The organism is Nocardia huaxiensis, from assembly GCF_013744875.1.
In the GTDB taxonomy this organism is placed as follows: domain Bacteria; phylum Actinomycetota; class Actinomycetes; order Mycobacteriales; family Mycobacteriaceae; genus Nocardia; species Nocardia huaxiensis.
In genome coordinates this window covers 503839-520312 of record NZ_CP059399.1, presented here as the reverse complement: position 1 = coordinate 520312, position 16474 = coordinate 503839, and the positions used below count along the sequence as shown (strand labels likewise).

The following is a 16474-nucleotide window of genomic DNA, read 5'->3' as shown; positions in this document are numbered from 1 at the left end:
CATCCATCGCCAGGAGAACCCCTCGTGTCCGTATACCTCTACCGGTGGGGCAAATTCGCGTTCCGCCGCAAATGGATAGTCCTGCCCGTCTGGCTCCTGCTGTTCCTGGTGCTGGGCGGCCTGGGAACCGCGCTGAAGGAGCCGATGAGCAATGACTTCAGCATGCCCGAGCTGCCCTCGGCCCGCGCCAACGACATCCTCGACAAGCACTTCCCCGGCGCCTCGGAAGCCTTCAAATTCGAGGCCGTGACCGGCACCTACGTCATTCAGGCGCCCGCTGGCCAGAAGCTCACCGACAAGGCCAACGTCGACGCCATCAACGCGCTCATCGACAAGGTCGGCGCGCTCGACATCGTCAATCACGACAAGCCGCTGCAGAACCCGGTCACCGCGACCGAGGAGATGGGCTGCCTCGGGACGGATCGCGATGTCTCCAAGTGCACCTCGGCTCCGCTGAACGTGCTGGGCAAGACCTCGCCCGATACCGTCGCGGTGCTCAATGTGCCGTTCACGATTCCCTCGTTCAACGATGTCACCGACGAGAACCGCGACGCCGCCTACAACGCGGCCCAGGTCGCGCGGGACGCCGGGCTGACCGTCGAGATGAGCGGCTCCATCGCGCAGAAGCAGGAGCAGCCCAGCGGCAAGTCCGAGATGATCGGCATGGCCGTGGCGCTCGTGGTCATGATGGTCGCCTTCGGCGCGATCGTGGCCTCCTTCGTGCCGATCTTCACCGCCATCATCGGGCTCGGCGCGGCCAGCTCGCTGATCTTCGTCGGCACCTCGTTCATCGAGGTTCCGAGCTTCACCACCTTCCTCGCCTCGATGATCGGCATCGCGCTGTCCATCGACTACGCGCTGTTCATCGTGTCCCGCTACAAATCCGAACTGGCCGTTCAGGATTCACCCGAGGAAGCCGCCGGCGTGGCGCTCGGCACCGCGGGTTCGGCGGTCGTGTTCGCCGGCCTGACCGTGATCATCGCGCTGGGTGCGCTCAGCGTGGTCGGCGTCGAGTTCATGACGTTCATGGGTCTCGGCGGCGCCATCGCGGCCGCGTTCGCGGTGCTCACCGCCATCACGCTGATGCCGGCGCTGATGGGCGCGTTCGGCCGCTTCCTGTTCAAGCCGAAGCTGCCGCTGGTCGCCAAGCACGACCCGTCCGACGACACCTCGGTGTCCAACGGCACCCGCTTCGCGCGGCTGATCGGCAAGGCTCCGGCGCTCACGCTGGGCATCAGCGTGGTCGTGCTCGGCCTGCTCGCCGCACCCGCCGCCGGCCTGCAACTGGGCCTGCCGGGCGACGACAGCCTGCCCACGCACTCCACCGTGCGCAAGGCGTACGACATCCGCACCGAAGGCTTCGGTGAGGGCAGCAACGGCGTGCTCATGGTGGTCGCCGATCTCGCCGACGTCGCACCGGCCGACCGCGAGAACGCGGCCAACGCCCTGCGCAAGAAGCTCGAGGGCTACTCGGGCATGGATTACGTGACCGCGCCGCAGTTCAGCAAGGACGGCAAGGGCGCCATGCTCAACGCGGTCCCGAAGTTCGGCCCCAACAACCAGGACACCAAGGATCTGGTGAGCGAGGCCCGCGACGCCGAAAGCGGCCTGGCCTCCGATTACCCCGGCATGGCGTACGGCATCACCGGCACCACCGCCATCTACGCCGATGTCGACCACGTCCTGCTCAGCAAGATCGTGCCCTACCTGGCGCTCGTCGCCGGCGCGGCCTTCCTGCTGCTGATCCTGGTCTTCCGCTCGATCCTGGTCCCGCTGACCGCCGCCCTCGGCTTCCTGCTCTCCATGGCGGCCACCTTCGGCGCGACGGTCCTGATCTTCCAGGAAGGCGCCCTCGGCCTGATCGCCGACCCGCACCCGCTGGTCAGCTTCCTCCCGATCATGTTGATCGGCTTGGTCTTCGGCCTCGCCATGGACTACCAGGTCTTCCTGGTGACCCGCATGCGCGAAGAATTCGTGCACGGCAAGTCCCCCAAGGAAGCCATGATCACCGGCTACCACCACGGCGCCCGCGTCGTGACCTCCGCCGCGATCATCATGATCTCCGTCTTCGGCTCCTTCATCCTGGAATCCGACGCCACCGCCAAGTCCTTCGGCTTCGCCCTGGCAGCAGGCGTCCTCTTCGACGCCTTCATCGTCCGCATGGTCCTCATCCCCTCCCTCCTCGTCCTCATGGGCAAGTGGGCCTGGTGGATGCCGAAGTGGCTCGACCGCATCCTCCCCGACATCGACGTGGAAGGCGCGAAACTCCGCGAGCTCCAGCAAAAGCCCGCAGTCGAACTCACCAAGGAACCGGTCTCGGTGGGCTGACCCCCGAAACCCAGGCAGGACAACCGAATAGGCTCGGCCCCCACTCGATTCGTGTGGGGGCCGAGCTTATTCAGCGGGAGATGCACTCGTTCCCGGTAGCTGCCAGGGCCGATCACCGGGCGGCAGCTCGCCGCTCGTGACACCCAGGTCCGCACGGGCAGCCTCATAAAAGGCATTTCGACGCCGACCCGTCTCCGCATACAGACGCGTGTATTCCGAATGCTCCATGGTGTGGCCTTTGGCTGCCCAGCCGAGCTCCCAAGCGGCCCGGTTCCACTCGCGAGCGGATGCGACGGCCTGCGGGGAGCCGAGCAGAAGAAGAGCCTCCCATTTGACGGTCTTCTCGGTTTCGGCTTCAGCCAGAGCTCGCAACCCCGCGTCGATGTCGATCGGGAGGGCGACGGCAGGGTATCCGCGCGCAGCTGCCAGACGAAACGATAGATCCATGCACTGCTTCAACGCGTTCGCGTACTCGCTGTATGCAGCCAAACGCTTTTCGTCCCAACGGGTGTCGTGGCTGCGCCGCCATTTCGCGCGCTCGGTCATCATGGTCGCAACAAACGTCGACCCGGCACCCAGGATCACAGCAGCAAGGGTAAGTAGCTGCTGTACAACAGGATTCACAATCTGATTCCTCTTCTAGCACAGCGAGTCGTCAGCCGGGCCGTCAGACCTGCGAAGTGGTGCTCGCCGCAGGCATCCGGTTCAGCCATGCGATATCAGATCGCCGGGTGGAACTCCTCTCCGGAAAGAATGCGTCCGGCCATGTGCCCGGCCGCTTTCCGGCTTCGAACCGGACCTGGGTATCCAGCTCATCGAGCCGACGTAGCAACGAGACCCCATCCAATGCGGTCTGACGATGCTCCTCGAGGATCTCGATGAACCTGACATGCGCGGAACTGTTGGCGAGGATCTTCGCGGTCTGATGCATCGCCTGGTTGCGGGTCGCAGACCACTTCTGAATTTCTTCGATGATCGCTCGGAACCGCGGGTCATTCTCGAGGTGAGGGTTTTCCTTCGTCTTGTACCCATTGAGAAGTCGATCGCACAGCTGCCCCACCGCAGGCAGTTCGGAGGAGTCCTCACGTCGGACGTAGCTGTAGCGGCTGGTCAAACGATCGCCGAGCAAGGAATCCAAGACCGCGACCGCTTCGAGGTAGTGACCGGTTTCGACGGATTCCACGACCCAGTCGAATGCGGCGGTGTACCGATCGAGGCGTTGAAAGCCGAGCTCCGGTCCAGCCGCTTGTTCTCGCGTAGACTTAGCCACAAATCCCCCAAATGCGTTGCGGTACTTACACATCGAATCCAATCGGATCGTACATTGAGCAGATCGAGTTCGAATAGGTTGGGGGCCAGCCCTATTCAGCAGCGTCCCAATAAACTAGAACATGTTCCCGTTATGGTTCGACTCATACCTCGGAGATGCGCGAGGCGCGACCATGGACTCGGAGATGTGGGGGTTGCAGCACGAGTCGCTGGCGCCGGAGCATCGGGTCATCGCCTCGACTCGCGTGGGCACGGGCACACGGAGATCCGGGGACGCCGTTCGACTACTGGAGGCTCGCCGACGATGCGTGGGCCGTCATCGACCATCTCGGGCTGGATCGAATCGCGATCGCCGGGCACTTCTCCGGCGGGTGGACGGCGATGCGCATGGCACTGCAGCAACCCTCTCGAGTGCGGGGACTCGTGATCGTCGGCTCCCGCGCCGACCCCTACGACTCCTATGATCGGATCGGCTACGAAGCGGTCATCATGGACGGCTGGATTCAGGGTGACAACCCTCTCGAACATGTCGCGGTGCCGATTGCCTCCTCGACGATCCGCCCTGATCCGGAACCCCGCCGGTACTGGCTCGATAATGGCTGACCGCCGGAACCTCTGGCCGACGTCACCCCGGACTCGCCGGGCGGGCACTGATAGACCGCAAGGGCATCGAGGACCAACTCGCGGATATCACCGCGCCGGTGCTGGTCATGCACGGGATTCACGATCCCGTGTACGACCGCGCGCACCAGGAGGCGCTCGCGACGCGCTTCGGTGGGCCCGCGCGGGTTGAAACCACCGACGCGCCAAGGGCTTTCCACACACCGACGCTCACGGCACCGGAACTGACCGATCCGCTGCTGCGGCAATTCCTCGACGGGCTGCCGGCGTGATCCACGCTCGCCTCGGAACACCGAAATTCAACAACCCGCAAATTGTCTGATAGCGCACAATCTTTGTATGACAGCAAACTCTGACGGGTCAGTGGGTGCGCAGATCGTCTACGACGCTCGGGTCATAAACACCACCGTCCAGGGGGCATTGGACGTGATGCGGGCGGTGCGGGAGGCACTTCGGCTCCGGGAAACGAAGGTCGCCTATCTGTCCGACTCGGAAAGCAGCGCCGCGATCACCATCGGGCCGGGGATTCCGATCCTGTTCCGGTTCCCGGAGAAGTTCGATCCGAGGCTGCACCGCTGAGATCGGGCACAGAAAAAAGCCCCTCATCTGTGGGAACAGATGAGGGGCTTTGCAGCGGTGGCGGAGGGATTTGAACCCTCGGAGGGGGGTTACCCCTCACACGCTTTCGAGGCGTGCTCCTTAGGCCGCTCGGACACGCCACCGGTGGTGACTTTACCGGACGGGACCGAGGAAACCGAAATCGCCTGGAGAGGGGCTCAGGAGCGTTGGGATTTGAAGAAAACGTCCAGGAGTGCGGCACATTCGGATTCGAGGACGCCGGCTCGGACTTGGGGGCGGTGGTTGAGACGTCGGTCACGGACCACGTCCCAGAGGGAACCGACCGCACCGGTTTTCGGCTCCCAGGCGCCGAAGATGATTTTGTCTACTCGGGACAGGACTATGGCGCCGGCGCACATGGTGCACGGCTCGAGGGTTACCGCCAGGGTTGCGCCTTCCAGGCGCCAGCCGTCGCCGTGGACGTGGGCGGCTTGGCGGAGGGCCAGGACTTCGGCGTGAGCCGTGGGGTCGCCGAGGGCTTCGCGGGCGTTGGCGGCTCGGGCCAGTTCGCGGCCTTCGCGGTCGAAAACCACTGCGCCTACGGGGACATCGCGGGGGTCGGCGAGGGATGCGGCTGCGATGGCCGCGCGGATCATCTCCTCGTCGGCGTGCAGGGCGGATTCGCCGAGGCTCATGGGGAGGCGCTTTCGGGCGGGGGCGGGGGAACGGACGCCGCCCGCAACACCGGGTGGGTGATGCGGGCGGTGGTGCGGCCGTGGATGGTCACTCAGCGGGGGAGTTTGTCCAGGGTGGCGGAGAATTCGTTGGCGAAGCCGAGGCGCTGGGCGATCATGCCGAGCTGTTCGTCGGGGTAGAGGTCGGTTTCGGCGAGGATGACGGCCAGGACCGGTTCGGGGAGGCCGAGGTCGGCGAGGACGCCGAGATCGCCCTCCTCCCACGGGTCGACCTCGTCGAGTTCGTCCGGGTCGATGTCGGGGATCTCGATGTTCAGTTCCTCGAGGACGTCCGCGGCGATGTCGTAGTCGATGGCGGCGGTGGCGTCCGACAGCAGGATGCGGCTGCCGGTGGGGCCGGGGCGCAGGATGATGAAGAATTCGTCGTCGACGTCGAGCAGACCGAAGGTCGCGCCGGAACTTCGCAGAGCGCGCAACTCGTTCTCTGCCGCGGACAGACTGTGCAGTGCCGCCGACGTCAGCGGCGTCACTTTCCAGTTGGCTTCTTCGCGGACAACCGCCACGGCGAACCCTTCCACGTCGTCGTATTCGTCCGACGCCGCCCTGTTCGTGCTCGAGCGTTGTGCTGCCATGGGCGCAACGGTAGTCCGCTTCGGGGGAAATGTTGAACTCGTATGCGAATCTGGTCGAATGACGGGCCATCCGAAACCAGCTGTGTGTGTCCTCGGTACCGGATTGATCGGCGGCTCGGTGCTACGCGCCGCAGCTGGGGCGGGGTATCGGGCGTGGGGATACAACCGGTCGGAGATCGGTGCGAAGGCCGCGCGCGCCGACGGCTACGACGTGATCAGCGATAGCGAAGAGGTCCTGCGGCGGGCCGCGGAACGGGATGCGCTGATCGTGATCGGCGTGCCCATGCCGGCGCTGGGGACGATCCTGTCCGATATCCGGTCCTTCGCGCCGGACTGCCAGCTCACCGATGTGGTGAGCGTGAAGGCGCCGGTGGCCGAACTCGTGCACCGGCACGAGCTGGGCAAGCATTTCGTGGGCGGGCATCCGATGGCGGGGACCAGCGAATCCGGCTGGGCCGCATCCACACCCGACCTGTTCAGCGGCGCGGCCTGGGCATTGAGCGTGGACGAGGGGGTGCGAGCCGAGCCGTGGACGCGGGTCGCGCGGCTGGCCCTGGACTGCGGGGCAGTCGTGGTTCCGGTGCTGAACGCCGAGCACGATCGGGCGGTCGCGCGAATCTCGCACCTGCCGCATGTACTGGCCGAGGCGCTGGCCGTCGAAGGGGCGGCGGGCGGGAATCTCGCGCTGGGGCTGGCGGCCGGGTCGTTCCGGGACGGAACCAGGGTGGCCGCGACCGCGCCGGATCTCGTGCGCGCCATCTGCGAACCGAACGCGGCCGCGCTGCTCGAGGTGCTGGAGGACACGCTGCGGGTGCTCGGCGAGGCACGCGACTCGCTGCGGGCGAACGGGACCATTGCCGATCTGGTCGAAGCCGGGCACGCCGCGCGGGTCGACTACGACGACAACCAGCGGTGGGCCATCACGGGAATCCGCCCCGGCGACCATGATTGGCTGGCGCAGCTGGCCGAGGCCGGGCGACGCGGCGGAGTCGTGAAGTCCCTGGACTGACGCCGCGACCGTCAGATGCGTTCCGCGAGACCGGGATAGTCGAGGACGAAGCCGTCGTCGTCGACGGTGACGGTGGCGCTGGAGACCGGCGAGAGCACGTGGATGCCGTCGGCTCCGCTGCTGTAGATGATGCTGGCCTCCTGCACCAGGAGGTCGGGCAGCCGCACGTAGACCACCGGCACCTGCACGTCCTCGTTGGCGTGCGCCAGACCGTAGCGGCGGATGGGCAGGGTGTTGAAGAACGGGCTCAGCACCACGTCGACGTCCAGCGCCCCGCCGAAGGTGGAGCGGACGTGCGTGCCGCCCGCGTCGATGAGCCAGTAGTTCTCCTCGTCGCGGGCGATGGAGGCGTGGCGTTCGCCGCCGGCGACGGTGCTGCGCAGGGACAGGCGGCGGGTGACGCCGTTCTCGTCGGTGACCAGGTCGTAGGAGGCGCTGAAGGCGGGGTGGTCCTCGCAGGCGCCGGCGACGATGCGACCGGCGGCGCGAATCCGGTTCCCGCCGAGCACGACTCGCGCCGACTCCATGCGGGACGCATTGTGCGCGCGCCAGGTCAGTATCGCCGGCCATTTCGGCGCGACCGGCTTCACGTCCTCGCTCCCGCTCTCCGTCACGCCTAATACCGTACGTGCAGGAACTGCGCGGCTCGCGAATGCGCGGCGAATGGGGTCGGCGATCTCACGTGGGCGGGGGTGGTGGGCCCCCGGCCGCAGTGCACACAAACGAACGAAAATCTGCCGGATGGCGGAAACCGCCGCGAAAGTGTGCACTCAGGCCGGGATCCGGACCGCACAGGCGGCGCGCGCGGGCGGAGAATTCGACGGCGGCGGCCCGACCAGTCGGTCGGAAGTGGTGGCCGACCGTGTGGAATTCGGCTCTCGGGCAGGCTGATTCGATAACCTGGTCGCGTCGCTGACCTGCGGAGACACGCCAGGCGCGCGATCACGGCGGGCGTGGCGGGCGGTGTGGATCCCGATCTCCTCGCGCGGACTCGAGTAACCTCCTCCGAGGCGGTTGGGGATTCGGTGAAAGGACAGCTGTGACGGGCGCGCGGATGGTCGGCCTGTTCGCCGGCATCGGCGGACTGGAGCTCGGGCTGGCCGCGCACGGGTGGCGCAGTGAACTGCTGTGCGAGATCGACACGGGGGCGCAGGCCGTGCTGGGTGCGCATTTCCCCGGGGTCGAGCTGCATTCGGATGTGACGCGACTGCGGTCGCTGCCCGCCGGGACCGAACTGGTGGCCGCCGGATTCCCCTGCCAGGACCTGTCGCAGGCCGGGCGCACCGCCGGAATCACCGGGGCGCGTTCGGGATTGGTGGACGAGGTGTTCCGCCTCGTCCGGCGCAAACGCGGCCCGCGCTGGCTGTTGATCGAGAATGTGCCGTTCATGCTGCAGCTGGGCGGCGGGGCGGCCATGCGGCACATCACCGCCGCGCTGGAGGAGCTCGGCTATCTCTGGGCGTACCGGGTGGTGGACGCGCGCGCGTTCGGGCTGCCGCAGCGGCGCGAGCGGGTGCTCATGCTGGCCTCGCGCACCGAGGACCCGCGCCCGGTGCTGTTCGGCGCGGACGCCGGGGAGCGCACGGTCGGCGATCCCGCGCAGGACCCGTGCGGCTTCTACTGGACCGAGGGCACCCGCGGCCTCGGCTGGGCCGTGAACGCCGTCCCGACGCTGAAAGGCGGTTCGGGCCTTGGCATTGCGAGCCCGCCCGCGGTGCGCCTGCCCTCCGGCGAGATCGTCACCCCCGGCATCACCGACGCCGAACGCCTGCAGGGCTTCGACCGCGATTGGACCGCACCGGCGCTCGCCGTCCCCGGCATCCGCCCCGGCCACCGCTGGAAGCTGGTCGGCAACGCGGTGAGCGTGCGCATGGCGGCCTGGGCCGGTTCCCGTCTCGCCGACCCCACCGACGCCGACTTCCCCGAAGGCGAATCGCACACGCGCCGCAGCTGGCCCACCGCCGCCTGGGGTCGCGACGGCGTGGTGCACCGAGTCCCGGTGTCCACCTGGCCCGTTCACGCGCCCTACGAGGATCTGCGCTGGTTCCTCGACGACTCCCGTCTGCTCTCCGCCCGCGCCACCGCCGGCTTCCTGCGCCGCACCCGCATGGGCTCCCTCCGTTTCCCGGAGGGTTTCCTCGACGATGTGGAAACGCACCTGGATCGAATGGGAGGATTCCCGCGCGAGGCGGCCTGACCGCTCCGCGCAGCACCCGACAGGAGCCGGCATGGATCGCACTGGACGGCCGCGATGAGTTCCCGACGCCCGAGCACGGACGCCGCGACGAGTGCGCGGATGGCGCGGCAGCGGCGGGTGGGCACCAAGCCGGAGATCGCGTTGCGCAGCGAACTGCATCGGCGTGGAGCGCGGTTCTTCGTGGATCGGGCTCCGCTGGCGGGGTTGCGGCGGCGGGCCGACATCGTGTTCCCGCGCAAGAAGGTTGCGGTGTATGTGGACGGGTGCTTCTGGCACAGCTGCCCGGAGCACGCCACGCATCCGAAGAACAACGCCGAGTGGTGGGCGGCCAAGCTGGCCGGGAATGTGGCACGTGACCGCGATACCGATGCGCGGTTGGTGGCGGCCGGGTGGACGGTGGTGCGCGTGTGGGAGCACGAAAAGGCCGAGGCGGCCGCGGAGACCGTCCTGAGAGCATTGCCGCGCCGCGACTGATCGGCGCGCGCAGGCCGGCTGCGGCGTCCGGTTCGCCCGATGCGCGACAATGGGTGGGGCTCGGACGTCCGACCAGTCCGATCCTTGGGGTCCGGGCAGGTCATAGGAGTGAGCGAGGCCGGCGAAAGCGAGCACAGGATGGCGGCGTCCGAGCGGGGTACGGCGGCAGTGCTGGATCAACCTGCGGTGTCGCGGACGCGGCACCGGCTTCGGCTCGGGGTCGCCCTGCTGATCGCGGTGGCCGGGATCGTCTACTCCTCGTGGGTGCTGGAGTTCGTGCTGCCCATCGACAGTGATCCCACGGACACCTTCCTCAGCCAGCTCGCCGAGACCGGCGCACCGTATCGCCGGGTGTTCGTCACCGGCGACACACTGTGCGGCGCACTGCTGTTCGTGGCGGGGATCGGCGGGCTGCTGCTGTTCTCGCGGCGGCGGTATTCGACCATCGCGTGGACGGCGCTGGCCTGCTTCGGGGCGGCGACCATCGCGGATGCGAACTGGCCGTTGAAGGAGGCCGATCCGAACGCGCCCGCGCAGAACTCCGGGCTTTTTCCGCAGCTGCATCAGGTGCACGCGCTGACCAGCACGCTGGCGGTGTTCTCGATCTTCATCGCGATGGTGGCGTTCACGGTGGCGGCGTTCAAGTACCGGCGCTGGCCGATCCTGCGGCATTCCGGATTGTGGATTCTGATCATCGGTTCGCTGGTGACGGCCTGGATGCTGATCGCCGACAATCTGCCCGGCAATTACGGTCTGGGGATCGCGCAGCGCATCCAGGTCGGGGCCATGTCGCTGTGGCTGCTCGCGCTGGCGGTGCAAATCTTTGTGGCCGAACGACATTCGGCCCGAGCCACATCATCCGACGTCTGACGTTTCGGCTCGGTAATGTCGCATTCGTGACCAGCGACGCATCCACCGGGATCCACACGCAGCTCGACATTGTCGCCGCGGCGACCACACGCCTCCTCGACACGGTCGCCGAGCTGCGCGACGAGGACCTCGTCGAACCGTCCCTCCTGCCCGGCTGGACACGCGGCCACGTCCTGGCCCATCTGTCCCGCAATGCCGACAGCCTGGTCAACCTGCTGCTGTGGGCTCGCACCGGGATCGAAACCCCGCAGTACGCAAGCCAATTCCTGCGGGAGGCCGATATCGAGGCCGGTGCGCCGCGCCCGCATCGGGAGCAGCTGGAGGATCTCACCGCGGCCTCGGAGCGCTGGCTGGCGCTGGCCCGGGTGATGCCGGAGGAGCGCTGGGAAACGAGCGTCCGCAATCGAAAGGGCCTGGAGATCCCCGCGACCCGCATCCCGTGGATGCGTCTGCTCGAGGTGGAAATCCACCACACCGACCTGGATACCGGTTACGCCCCCGCGCAATGGCCGGCGGAGTTCACCGAACGTCTTCTGGCCGAGGCTGTTTCCGATCGCGCCACGCTCACCGGTCCGGGTTTCACGGTGGCGGCCACGGACACCGGGTTCACCGCAACGGCGGGCACCCCGGTCACCACCATCACCGGCCCTGCGGCGTCGCTGGCCGCCTGGCTCATCGGCCGCTCCCCCGGCAACGATCTGACCGGCGACCTTCCGGACCTGACCGCCTGGAAGTAGCCCTGGGCGGGGCGACCACCGCCGGGGCACGGTTCGCCGGACAAGCGATGTCCCGACAACAAATCAGCCCCGCACCGATGGTGCGGGGCTGATTCTTGCGCGCCCGGAGAGACTCGAACTCCCAACCTTCTGATCCGTAGTCAGATGCTCTATCCGTTGAGCTACGGGCGCAGGGTCATTCAGTTTTTACTGCCCGGCGAGCCGGGTAGTGGCGGAGGCGAGAGGATTTGAACCTCCGGTCCCCGTGAAGGGACAACTCATTAGCAGTGAGTCCCATTCGGCCGCTCTGGCACGCCTCCTGGTTGCCTTCTTTCGAGGGCGCCGGTCCTTTCGAACCGCCGGGACAGAAGATTACACAGCGTGTGTCCAATAGGCAAAACGGCTGGTCAGCGCAGGTGACTGTCGAACCAATCGAAGATCCTCGTCTGAGCGTCGACCACGTGGATGTCGTCGAGGGCGGCCGGATCGAAGCCGGGATGGTCGGGGCGGTGGTGCAGACCCGGGTAGGTGACGACGAGGGTGGCGACGTCGGCGTGCGCGGCGGCGTCGCGGAGGCGGTCGACCTGCTCGGGTGGGGTGTGCGGGTCGTCGGCGCCGAACAGGGCCAGCCAGGGTGCTTTCAGCTGGGGTGCGGCGACGGCCAGCGCGAGTGCCTGTGGGGTGAGCGCGGATTCGATGCCCTGGGCGGCGACGCTGACCGCCGCGCCGACTCGCCGGTTGGTTGCCACCAGCGCCGCCGCGGTGCCCGCGGAGTCGAAGCCGAGGACGCCGATGCAGTCGCCGAAGACGCCGCGGCCGGTGAGCCAGTCGAAGCAGGCGTCGAAATCGGCGTAGAGGTCGGCGCCGAAAACCTTGTCGGGCGCGACCCCGTTGGCACGATGGAAGAGATCGGGGGCGAGGACGGTCCAGCCGTCCTCGGCGAGGGATCGCATGAGATCCAGCAATGGCTCGGTGAATTCACGTGATTCGTGCAACACCACGATGCCGCCGCGGGTGTGCCCTTCGGGTTCGATCACGACGAGCGGGACTGTGGTCGTGTCGTGCACAGGGGCCAGTTCTCGATAAATGCCCGACATACGGCCAGAGTAGTTGCGCTAGGTAAAGTCGGGATAAATCTTTCCGAAGGACCGGTTAGTCCGTAGATCTTCCGGCATCGGGCAGCGGAATTCGGCCATCGGACACCGGCGGGCAATCGGGTTTGCGCCGGGAATTAGGGTGGTGGGGTGAGCGCGCACATCCGCCCGGACCTCGATGCCATCCCGGCCTACGTGGCCGGCCGCAGCCAACCCGGCGTGGTGAAGCTGGCCAGCAACGAGACCACCTTCCCGCCGCTGCCGTCGGTGGCCAAGGCCATCGCCGAGGCGGCCGAGACGGTCAACCGGTATCCGGACAACGCCGCGCTCGAATTGCGTACCGCCATCGCGGAATTCCACGGCGTCGCGGTCGAGAATGTGGCGGCCGGATGCGGCAGCGTGGCGCTGTGCCAGGAGCTGGTGCAGATCACCTGCCTCGCGCCGACCGACGAGGTGCTGTTCGCGTGGCGCTCGTTCGAGGCGTACCCGATCGTGACGCAGGTCGCGGGGGCCAAGGCCGTGCAGGTGCCGCTCGACGGTGAATTCGCCCACGATCTGGACGCTTTGGCGGCGGCGGTCACGCCGAATACGCGAGTCGTGTTCGTCTGCAATCCGAACAACCCGACCGGGACGGCGCACGGGGCCGCGGCCATCACCCGATTCCTGGACGCGGTGCCGGCGAATGTGCTCGTGGTGCTGGACGAGGCGTACTTCGAGTACCTGCGGATGCCCGCCGACGATGCGCCCAACGGTGTGGAGCTCGGCCGCAATCGGCCGAATGTGCTTGTGCTGCGCACGTTCTCGAAGGCGTACGGGCTGGCCGGGCTGCGCGTCGGCTACGCCGTGGGCGCGCCCGAGGTGATCACCGCGCTCATGAAGGTGCATATCCCGTTCAGCGTGAACAAGGTCGCGCAGGCGGCGGCCATCGCCTCGCTGGAGGCCCGGCACGAACTGCTGGAGCGCACGAATGCCGTTGTGGCCGAACGCGACCGCATGGCGGCCGCGCTGCGCGCCGCCGGTTACCGGGTGACCGACAGCCACGCCAACTTCGTCTGGCTGCCGCTGGGCGAGCAGAGCGCGGCGTTCGGTGCGGCGAGCGCCGAGGCCGGAGTCCTGGTGCGGCCCTACGGAACCGACGGTGTGCGGATCACCGCCGGGGACCCGCACGAGAACGACCTGTTCCTGGCCTTCGCCACGGATCCCGCCACGGTCGCCCGCTTCGTGGGCTAGCTGACGCCCAGGGCCGATGCCAGCGTCGGCCAGGAGCGCGGTAGCTCGGCGGCCCAGTAGGGCCAGGAATGCGTTCCGGTGGGCCGGAATTCGACGGCCGCGGGGATGCCGAGTTCCGCCAGGCGGACCGCGAGGTCGCGGGTGCAGAGGTTCGCGCCCGCTTCGATGGGCCCGCCGGCGGCGATGGTTTCCTGCCAGTCCGGGTTGGCGGGGGTGTCGTATTCGCCGGGGAGGCCGCTGCCGGTGGAGAGGTAGATCGCGGTGCCGCGCAGGGCTTCCGCATTGGCGAGGACGTCGTGGGCGGTCCATTCGGGGTCGTTCTCGGGGCCGAACATATTGTCCGGGTCGCCGCCGTAGCTGCCGACCACGGCGCGCGCCTGCGCTTCACCGAAGTCGGAACCCATTGCGTAGCAGCCGCTGTGCGCCCCCACGGCGCGATACAGGCCCGGTTTGCGGGCGGCGAGCATCATGGCCGCCTCGGCGCCCATGGAGACGCCGGTGAGGGCGTTGGCGCCGTTTCCGGCGAAGCGGGCGTCGAGCAGTGGCGGGAGTTCCTCAGTGAGGAAGGTTTCCCAGCGGTTGGTGCCGAGCTTGGGGTCGGGTCGCTGCCAGTCCGTGTAGTAGGCGGCCCGGCCGCCGACGGGGAAGACCACGTTCACGGGTTTGTCGGCGAAGAAGGCGAGGGCGTCGCCCTTGTCGATCCAGTCGTTGGAGTCGGGTGGCGCGGCGCGGCCGTCGAGCATGTAGACGGTGGGTCTGGGACCGTCGCGGCGTTCGGGCAGCAGGACGCGCACGTCGACGGTGCGTTCCATGGCGGGTGAACGCACGGAGACGTTCAGCAACCGGTCGCTGAGGGTGTGCACGCGGGCGATGGCGGCCCGAGTGGGTTTGACGGAGTCCGCTTCGGGCGGTGGTTCCTCGTTGGATCCGGAGTCGATGGGCGGGTCTGCGCGGGAGGTGGTCGGGTCGATCATCGCCGCACCCGTGAGGAGCAGTGCGGCACTTGCCAGGGCGCCGGCCAGGCGACGCCGTGTACGACGGCGGCGAACCATGACCGCCATGGTGCCAGACGGTCAGTCGGCGGCGAGATCCTTTTCCCAGCGCGCCTCCATATCTGTGAGCCGCCACACAGCGACGGCCACCGCCCAGGTGAGGATGAACAGCCCGACGATGATGAAGCCGAGGTCGCCGAGATCCAGGCTGCCCACCCAGCCGACGAATCCCGAAGTGATGCCGAGCTTTTCGACGAAGATGGAAACGATCTCCTGCACGCCGATGAGCAGGGCGACGGTCACCGACAGCCCGGTGACCACCAGGTTGTAGTAGATCTTGCGCACCGGTCGCGCGAACGCCCAGTCGTAGGCGTAGCTCATGAACGATCCGTCGAGCGAGTCGAACAGCGCCATGCCGGCCGAGAACAGCACGGGCAGAACGAGAATCGAGTACCAGGGCAGTCCGGTGGCGGCCGCGCCGCCCGCGATCACCAGCAGACCGACCTCGGTGACGGTGTCGAAGCCGAGCCCGAACAGCACGCCGACCGGGTACATCTGCCAGGGTTTGCGCACCAGCCGCACCACGGGACCGAGGATGCGATTGAGCAGGCCGCGGTCATTGAGCTCGCGTTCCAGTCGTTCCTCGTCGAGGTCGCCGCCGCGCATGCGTTTGAACACACGCCAGATCCCGATCAGGGAAACGAGATTCAGCAGTCCGATGGCGATCAGGAAGGTGCCGGAGACGCTGGTGCCCCACAGTCCGGTCCAGGTGTGCAGCGCCGAGCCCTCGTCTTCGAGGGGCCCCGCCAGCGCCCGCACACCGAGTGCGAGCAGGCCGACCATGACGAACACGATGGTGGAGTGCCCGAGCGCGAACCAGAAGCCGACGGTGTGCGTTTTCGCTCTTCCGTTCTCGGCCACCAGTTTTCGCGTGGTGTTGTCGATGGCGGCGATGTGGTCGGCGTCGAAGGCGTGCCGCATGCCGAGGGTGTAGGCGGTGACGCCGAGGCCGACGCCGAAGACCGCGCCCTGCACCTCGTAGTGCCCGGGGACGACGAGGAACAGCAGGGTGCCCCAGCCGAGGATGTGCAGTGCCAGGACAGCCAGTCCCATCCCGATCCAGCTACGCACCGACACACCCTCATCGCTCGGAATTTGCGGAAGCGGAGGGATTTGAACCCCCGGTCGCTCTCACGACGCCCGCTTTCAAGGCGGGTGCATTCGGCCGCTCTGCCACGCTTCCAGGAATCCGATGTTAACCGATGCCGTGCACGGGTTTACTCGGAGCGGTAGTCCCCCGCCTGATTCACCAGTTCCAGGGCGGCGGCGACGGCGGCGAGCTGGGCCGGGGTGAGCAGGTCCACGAAGAAGCGGCGCACGGCGGCGACATGCCCGGGGGCGGCGGCGCGTAGTCGGCGCATGCCCTCCTCGGTGAGTTGCGCGATGACGCCGCGGCCGTCGTCCTCGCAGGCGGTGCGGCGCACCATGTGCTGGGCTTCCATGCGGCGGATCTGGTGGGTGAGGCGGCTGCGGGAGGAGAGCACGCCGTCGGCGAGGTCGCTCATGCGCAGCGAACGGCCCGGCGCCTCGGACAGTTTCACGAGGATGCGGTAGTCGGCGAAGGTGAGGTCGGCGTCGCGCTGCAGTTGCCGGTTGAGGTCGGCCATGAGGCGTTGCGAACCGTCCATATATGCCCGCCAGGCGCGTTGCTGTTCCGGGGTGAGCCACCTCGGTTCTGCCGCGATGCGGTGCCCAGGGTCGGCAGCCACAATTCGCATTCTAACCAAAC

The 16474-nt window shown here is 67.6% G+C and carries 19 protein-coding genes and 4 tRNA genes; 10 read left to right on the top strand and 13 right to left on the bottom strand.

The features are described 5' to 3' along the window. The first annotated feature begins 24 nt into the window (after positions 1 to 24). The gene (locus H0264_RS02380; protein ID WP_181582436.1) at positions 25 to 2328 is read left to right on the top strand and encodes an MMPL family transporter; all 2304 of its coding nucleotides are present in this window, start codon (positions 25 to 27) and stop codon (positions 2326 to 2328) included. Positions 2329 to 2394: 66 nt separating this feature from the next. Here the strand turns inward: H0264_RS02380 and H0264_RS02375 are convergent, their stop codons facing one another. Together H0264_RS02375 and H0264_RS02370 are read right to left on the bottom strand one after the other, a co-directional pair. Beyond that, positions 2395 to 2913: a hypothetical protein gene (locus tag H0264_RS02375; protein WP_231083858.1), complete on the bottom strand. Its 519-nt coding sequence runs from the start codon at positions 2911 to 2913 to the stop codon at positions 2395 to 2397. An 82-nt stretch (positions 2914 to 2995) separates the two neighbouring features. Next, positions 2996 to 3511: a hypothetical protein gene (locus tag H0264_RS02370; RefSeq protein ID WP_181582435.1), complete on the bottom strand. Its 516-nt coding sequence runs from the start codon at positions 3509 to 3511 to the stop codon at positions 2996 to 2998. 242 nt (positions 3512 to 3753) lie between these two features. On the opposite strand from H0264_RS02370, the gene H0264_RS02365 reads away from it, so the two are divergent. The 3 genes from H0264_RS02365 to H0264_RS02355 all read left to right on the top strand — a co-directional run bounded on the left by H0264_RS02365 (position 3754) and on the right by H0264_RS02355 (position 4797). Further along, on the top strand, positions 3754 to 4200 hold the full coding sequence (locus tag H0264_RS02365; RefSeq protein WP_181582434.1) for an alpha/beta fold hydrolase: 447 nt from the start codon (positions 3754 to 3756) through the stop codon (positions 4198 to 4200). A 98-nt stretch (positions 4201 to 4298) separates the two neighbouring features. Further along, complete coding sequence (locus H0264_RS02360) at positions 4299 to 4490, top strand: alpha/beta fold hydrolase (protein ID WP_181582433.1); 192 nt, start codon at positions 4299 to 4301, stop codon at positions 4488 to 4490. Between the two features lie 67 nt (positions 4491 to 4557). Continuing rightward, entirely contained in the window at positions 4558 to 4797 is a 240-nt protein-coding gene (locus H0264_RS02355) for a hypothetical protein (RefSeq protein ID WP_181582432.1), read from the top strand. Positions 4798 to 4852: 55 nt separating this feature from the next. Here H0264_RS02355 and H0264_RS02350 read toward each other — a convergent pair. The 3 genes from H0264_RS02350 to H0264_RS02340 all read right to left on the bottom strand — a co-directional run bounded on the left by H0264_RS02350 (position 4853) and on the right by H0264_RS02340 (position 6103). Next, a tRNA-Ser gene (locus tag H0264_RS02350) sits at positions 4853 to 4940 on the bottom strand. Between the two features lie 54 nt (positions 4941 to 4994). Continuing rightward, positions 4995 to 5471, bottom strand: a complete 477-nt coding sequence (locus H0264_RS02345) for a nucleoside deaminase (RefSeq protein WP_231083856.1) — start codon at positions 5469 to 5471, stop codon at positions 4995 to 4997. A 92-nt stretch (positions 5472 to 5563) separates the two neighbouring features. Further along, positions 5564 to 6103 carry a tRNA adenosine deaminase-associated protein gene (locus H0264_RS02340; protein ID WP_181582431.1) on the bottom strand — a complete coding sequence of 180 codons (540 nt, stop codon included), beginning with the start codon at positions 6101 to 6103 and terminating at the stop codon, positions 5564 to 5566. Positions 6104 to 6161: 58 nt separating this feature from the next. Between H0264_RS02340 and H0264_RS02335 the strand changes: the two genes are divergently transcribed. Further along, positions 6162 to 7112 carry a prephenate dehydrogenase gene (locus H0264_RS02335; RefSeq protein ID WP_181582430.1) on the top strand — a complete coding sequence of 317 codons (951 nt, stop codon included), beginning with the start codon at positions 6162 to 6164 and terminating at the stop codon, positions 7110 to 7112. A gap of 11 nt (positions 7113 to 7123) precedes the next feature. On the opposite strand, the gene H0264_RS02330 is transcribed toward H0264_RS02335, so the two are convergent. Continuing rightward, on the bottom strand, positions 7124 to 7726 hold the full coding sequence (locus H0264_RS02330; RefSeq protein WP_276514528.1) for a putative glycolipid-binding domain-containing protein: 603 nt from the start codon (positions 7724 to 7726) through the stop codon (positions 7124 to 7126). Between the two features lie 440 nt (positions 7727 to 8166). Here H0264_RS02330 and H0264_RS02325 point away from each other — a divergent pair, with 440 nt between their 5' ends. The 4 genes from H0264_RS02325 (at position 8167) to H0264_RS02310 (ending at position 11390) form a co-directional block, all read left to right on the top strand. Further along, on the top strand, positions 8167 to 9309 hold the full coding sequence (locus H0264_RS02325; protein WP_181585233.1) for a DNA cytosine methyltransferase: 1143 nt from the start codon (positions 8167 to 8169) through the stop codon (positions 9307 to 9309). 54 nt (positions 9310 to 9363) lie between these two features. Beyond that, entirely contained in the window at positions 9364 to 9783 is a 420-nt protein-coding gene (locus H0264_RS02320) for a very short patch repair endonuclease (RefSeq protein ID WP_181582429.1), read from the top strand. A 138-nt stretch (positions 9784 to 9921) separates the two neighbouring features. After that, positions 9922 to 10653: a DUF998 domain-containing protein gene (locus H0264_RS02315; protein ID WP_181582428.1), complete on the top strand. Its 732-nt coding sequence runs from the start codon at positions 9922 to 9924 to the stop codon at positions 10651 to 10653. Between the two features lie 26 nt (positions 10654 to 10679). Continuing rightward, positions 10680 to 11390 carry a maleylpyruvate isomerase family mycothiol-dependent enzyme gene (locus H0264_RS02310; protein ID WP_231083854.1) on the top strand — a complete coding sequence of 237 codons (711 nt, stop codon included), beginning with the start codon at positions 10680 to 10682 and terminating at the stop codon, positions 11388 to 11390. Positions 11391 to 11488: 98 nt separating this feature from the next. Here the strand turns inward: H0264_RS02310 and H0264_RS02305 are convergent. The 3 genes from H0264_RS02305 to H0264_RS02295 form a co-directional block, all read right to left on the bottom strand. Next, positions 11489 to 11561 (bottom strand) — tRNA-Arg (locus H0264_RS02305). Positions 11562 to 11599: 38 nt separating this feature from the next. Then, positions 11600 to 11689, bottom strand: a tRNA-Ser gene (locus tag H0264_RS02300). 87 nt (positions 11690 to 11776) lie between these two features. Then, complete coding sequence (locus tag H0264_RS02295) at positions 11777 to 12466, bottom strand: dienelactone hydrolase family protein (protein ID WP_181582427.1); 690 nt, start codon at positions 12464 to 12466, stop codon at positions 11777 to 11779. A 147-nt stretch (positions 12467 to 12613) separates the two neighbouring features. On the opposite strand from H0264_RS02295, the gene hisC reads away from it, so the two are divergent. Beyond that, positions 12614 to 13693, top strand: coding sequence for a histidinol-phosphate transaminase (gene hisC / locus H0264_RS02290; RefSeq protein WP_181582426.1), 1080 nt, complete (start codon positions 12614 to 12616; stop codon positions 13691 to 13693). On the opposite strand, the gene H0264_RS02285 is transcribed toward hisC, so the two are convergent. The 4 genes from H0264_RS02285 to H0264_RS02270 all read right to left on the bottom strand — a co-directional run bounded on the left by H0264_RS02285 (position 13690) and on the right by H0264_RS02270 (position 16463). Next, positions 13690 to 14754 (bottom strand): alpha/beta hydrolase, encoded by a 1065-nt coding sequence (locus H0264_RS02285; RefSeq protein ID WP_231083853.1) that lies wholly within the window; start codon positions 14752 to 14754, stop codon positions 13690 to 13692. The two genes, hisC and H0264_RS02285, sit on opposite strands and share 4 nt — an antisense overlap. 12 nt (positions 14755 to 14766) lie before the next feature. Further along, the gene (nicT, locus tag H0264_RS02280) at positions 14767 to 15798 is read right to left on the bottom strand and encodes a Nickel transporter NicT (RefSeq protein WP_181585230.1); all 1032 of its coding nucleotides are present in this window, start codon (positions 15796 to 15798) and stop codon (positions 14767 to 14769) included. 45 nt (positions 15799 to 15843) lie between these two features. Then, positions 15844 to 15928 (bottom strand) — tRNA-Ser (locus H0264_RS02275). A 34-nt stretch (positions 15929 to 15962) separates the two neighbouring features. Further along, positions 15963 to 16463, bottom strand: coding sequence for a MarR family winged helix-turn-helix transcriptional regulator (locus H0264_RS02270; RefSeq protein WP_420832031.1), 501 nt, complete (start codon positions 16461 to 16463; stop codon positions 15963 to 15965). Positions 16464 to 16474 lie beyond the last annotated feature (11 nt).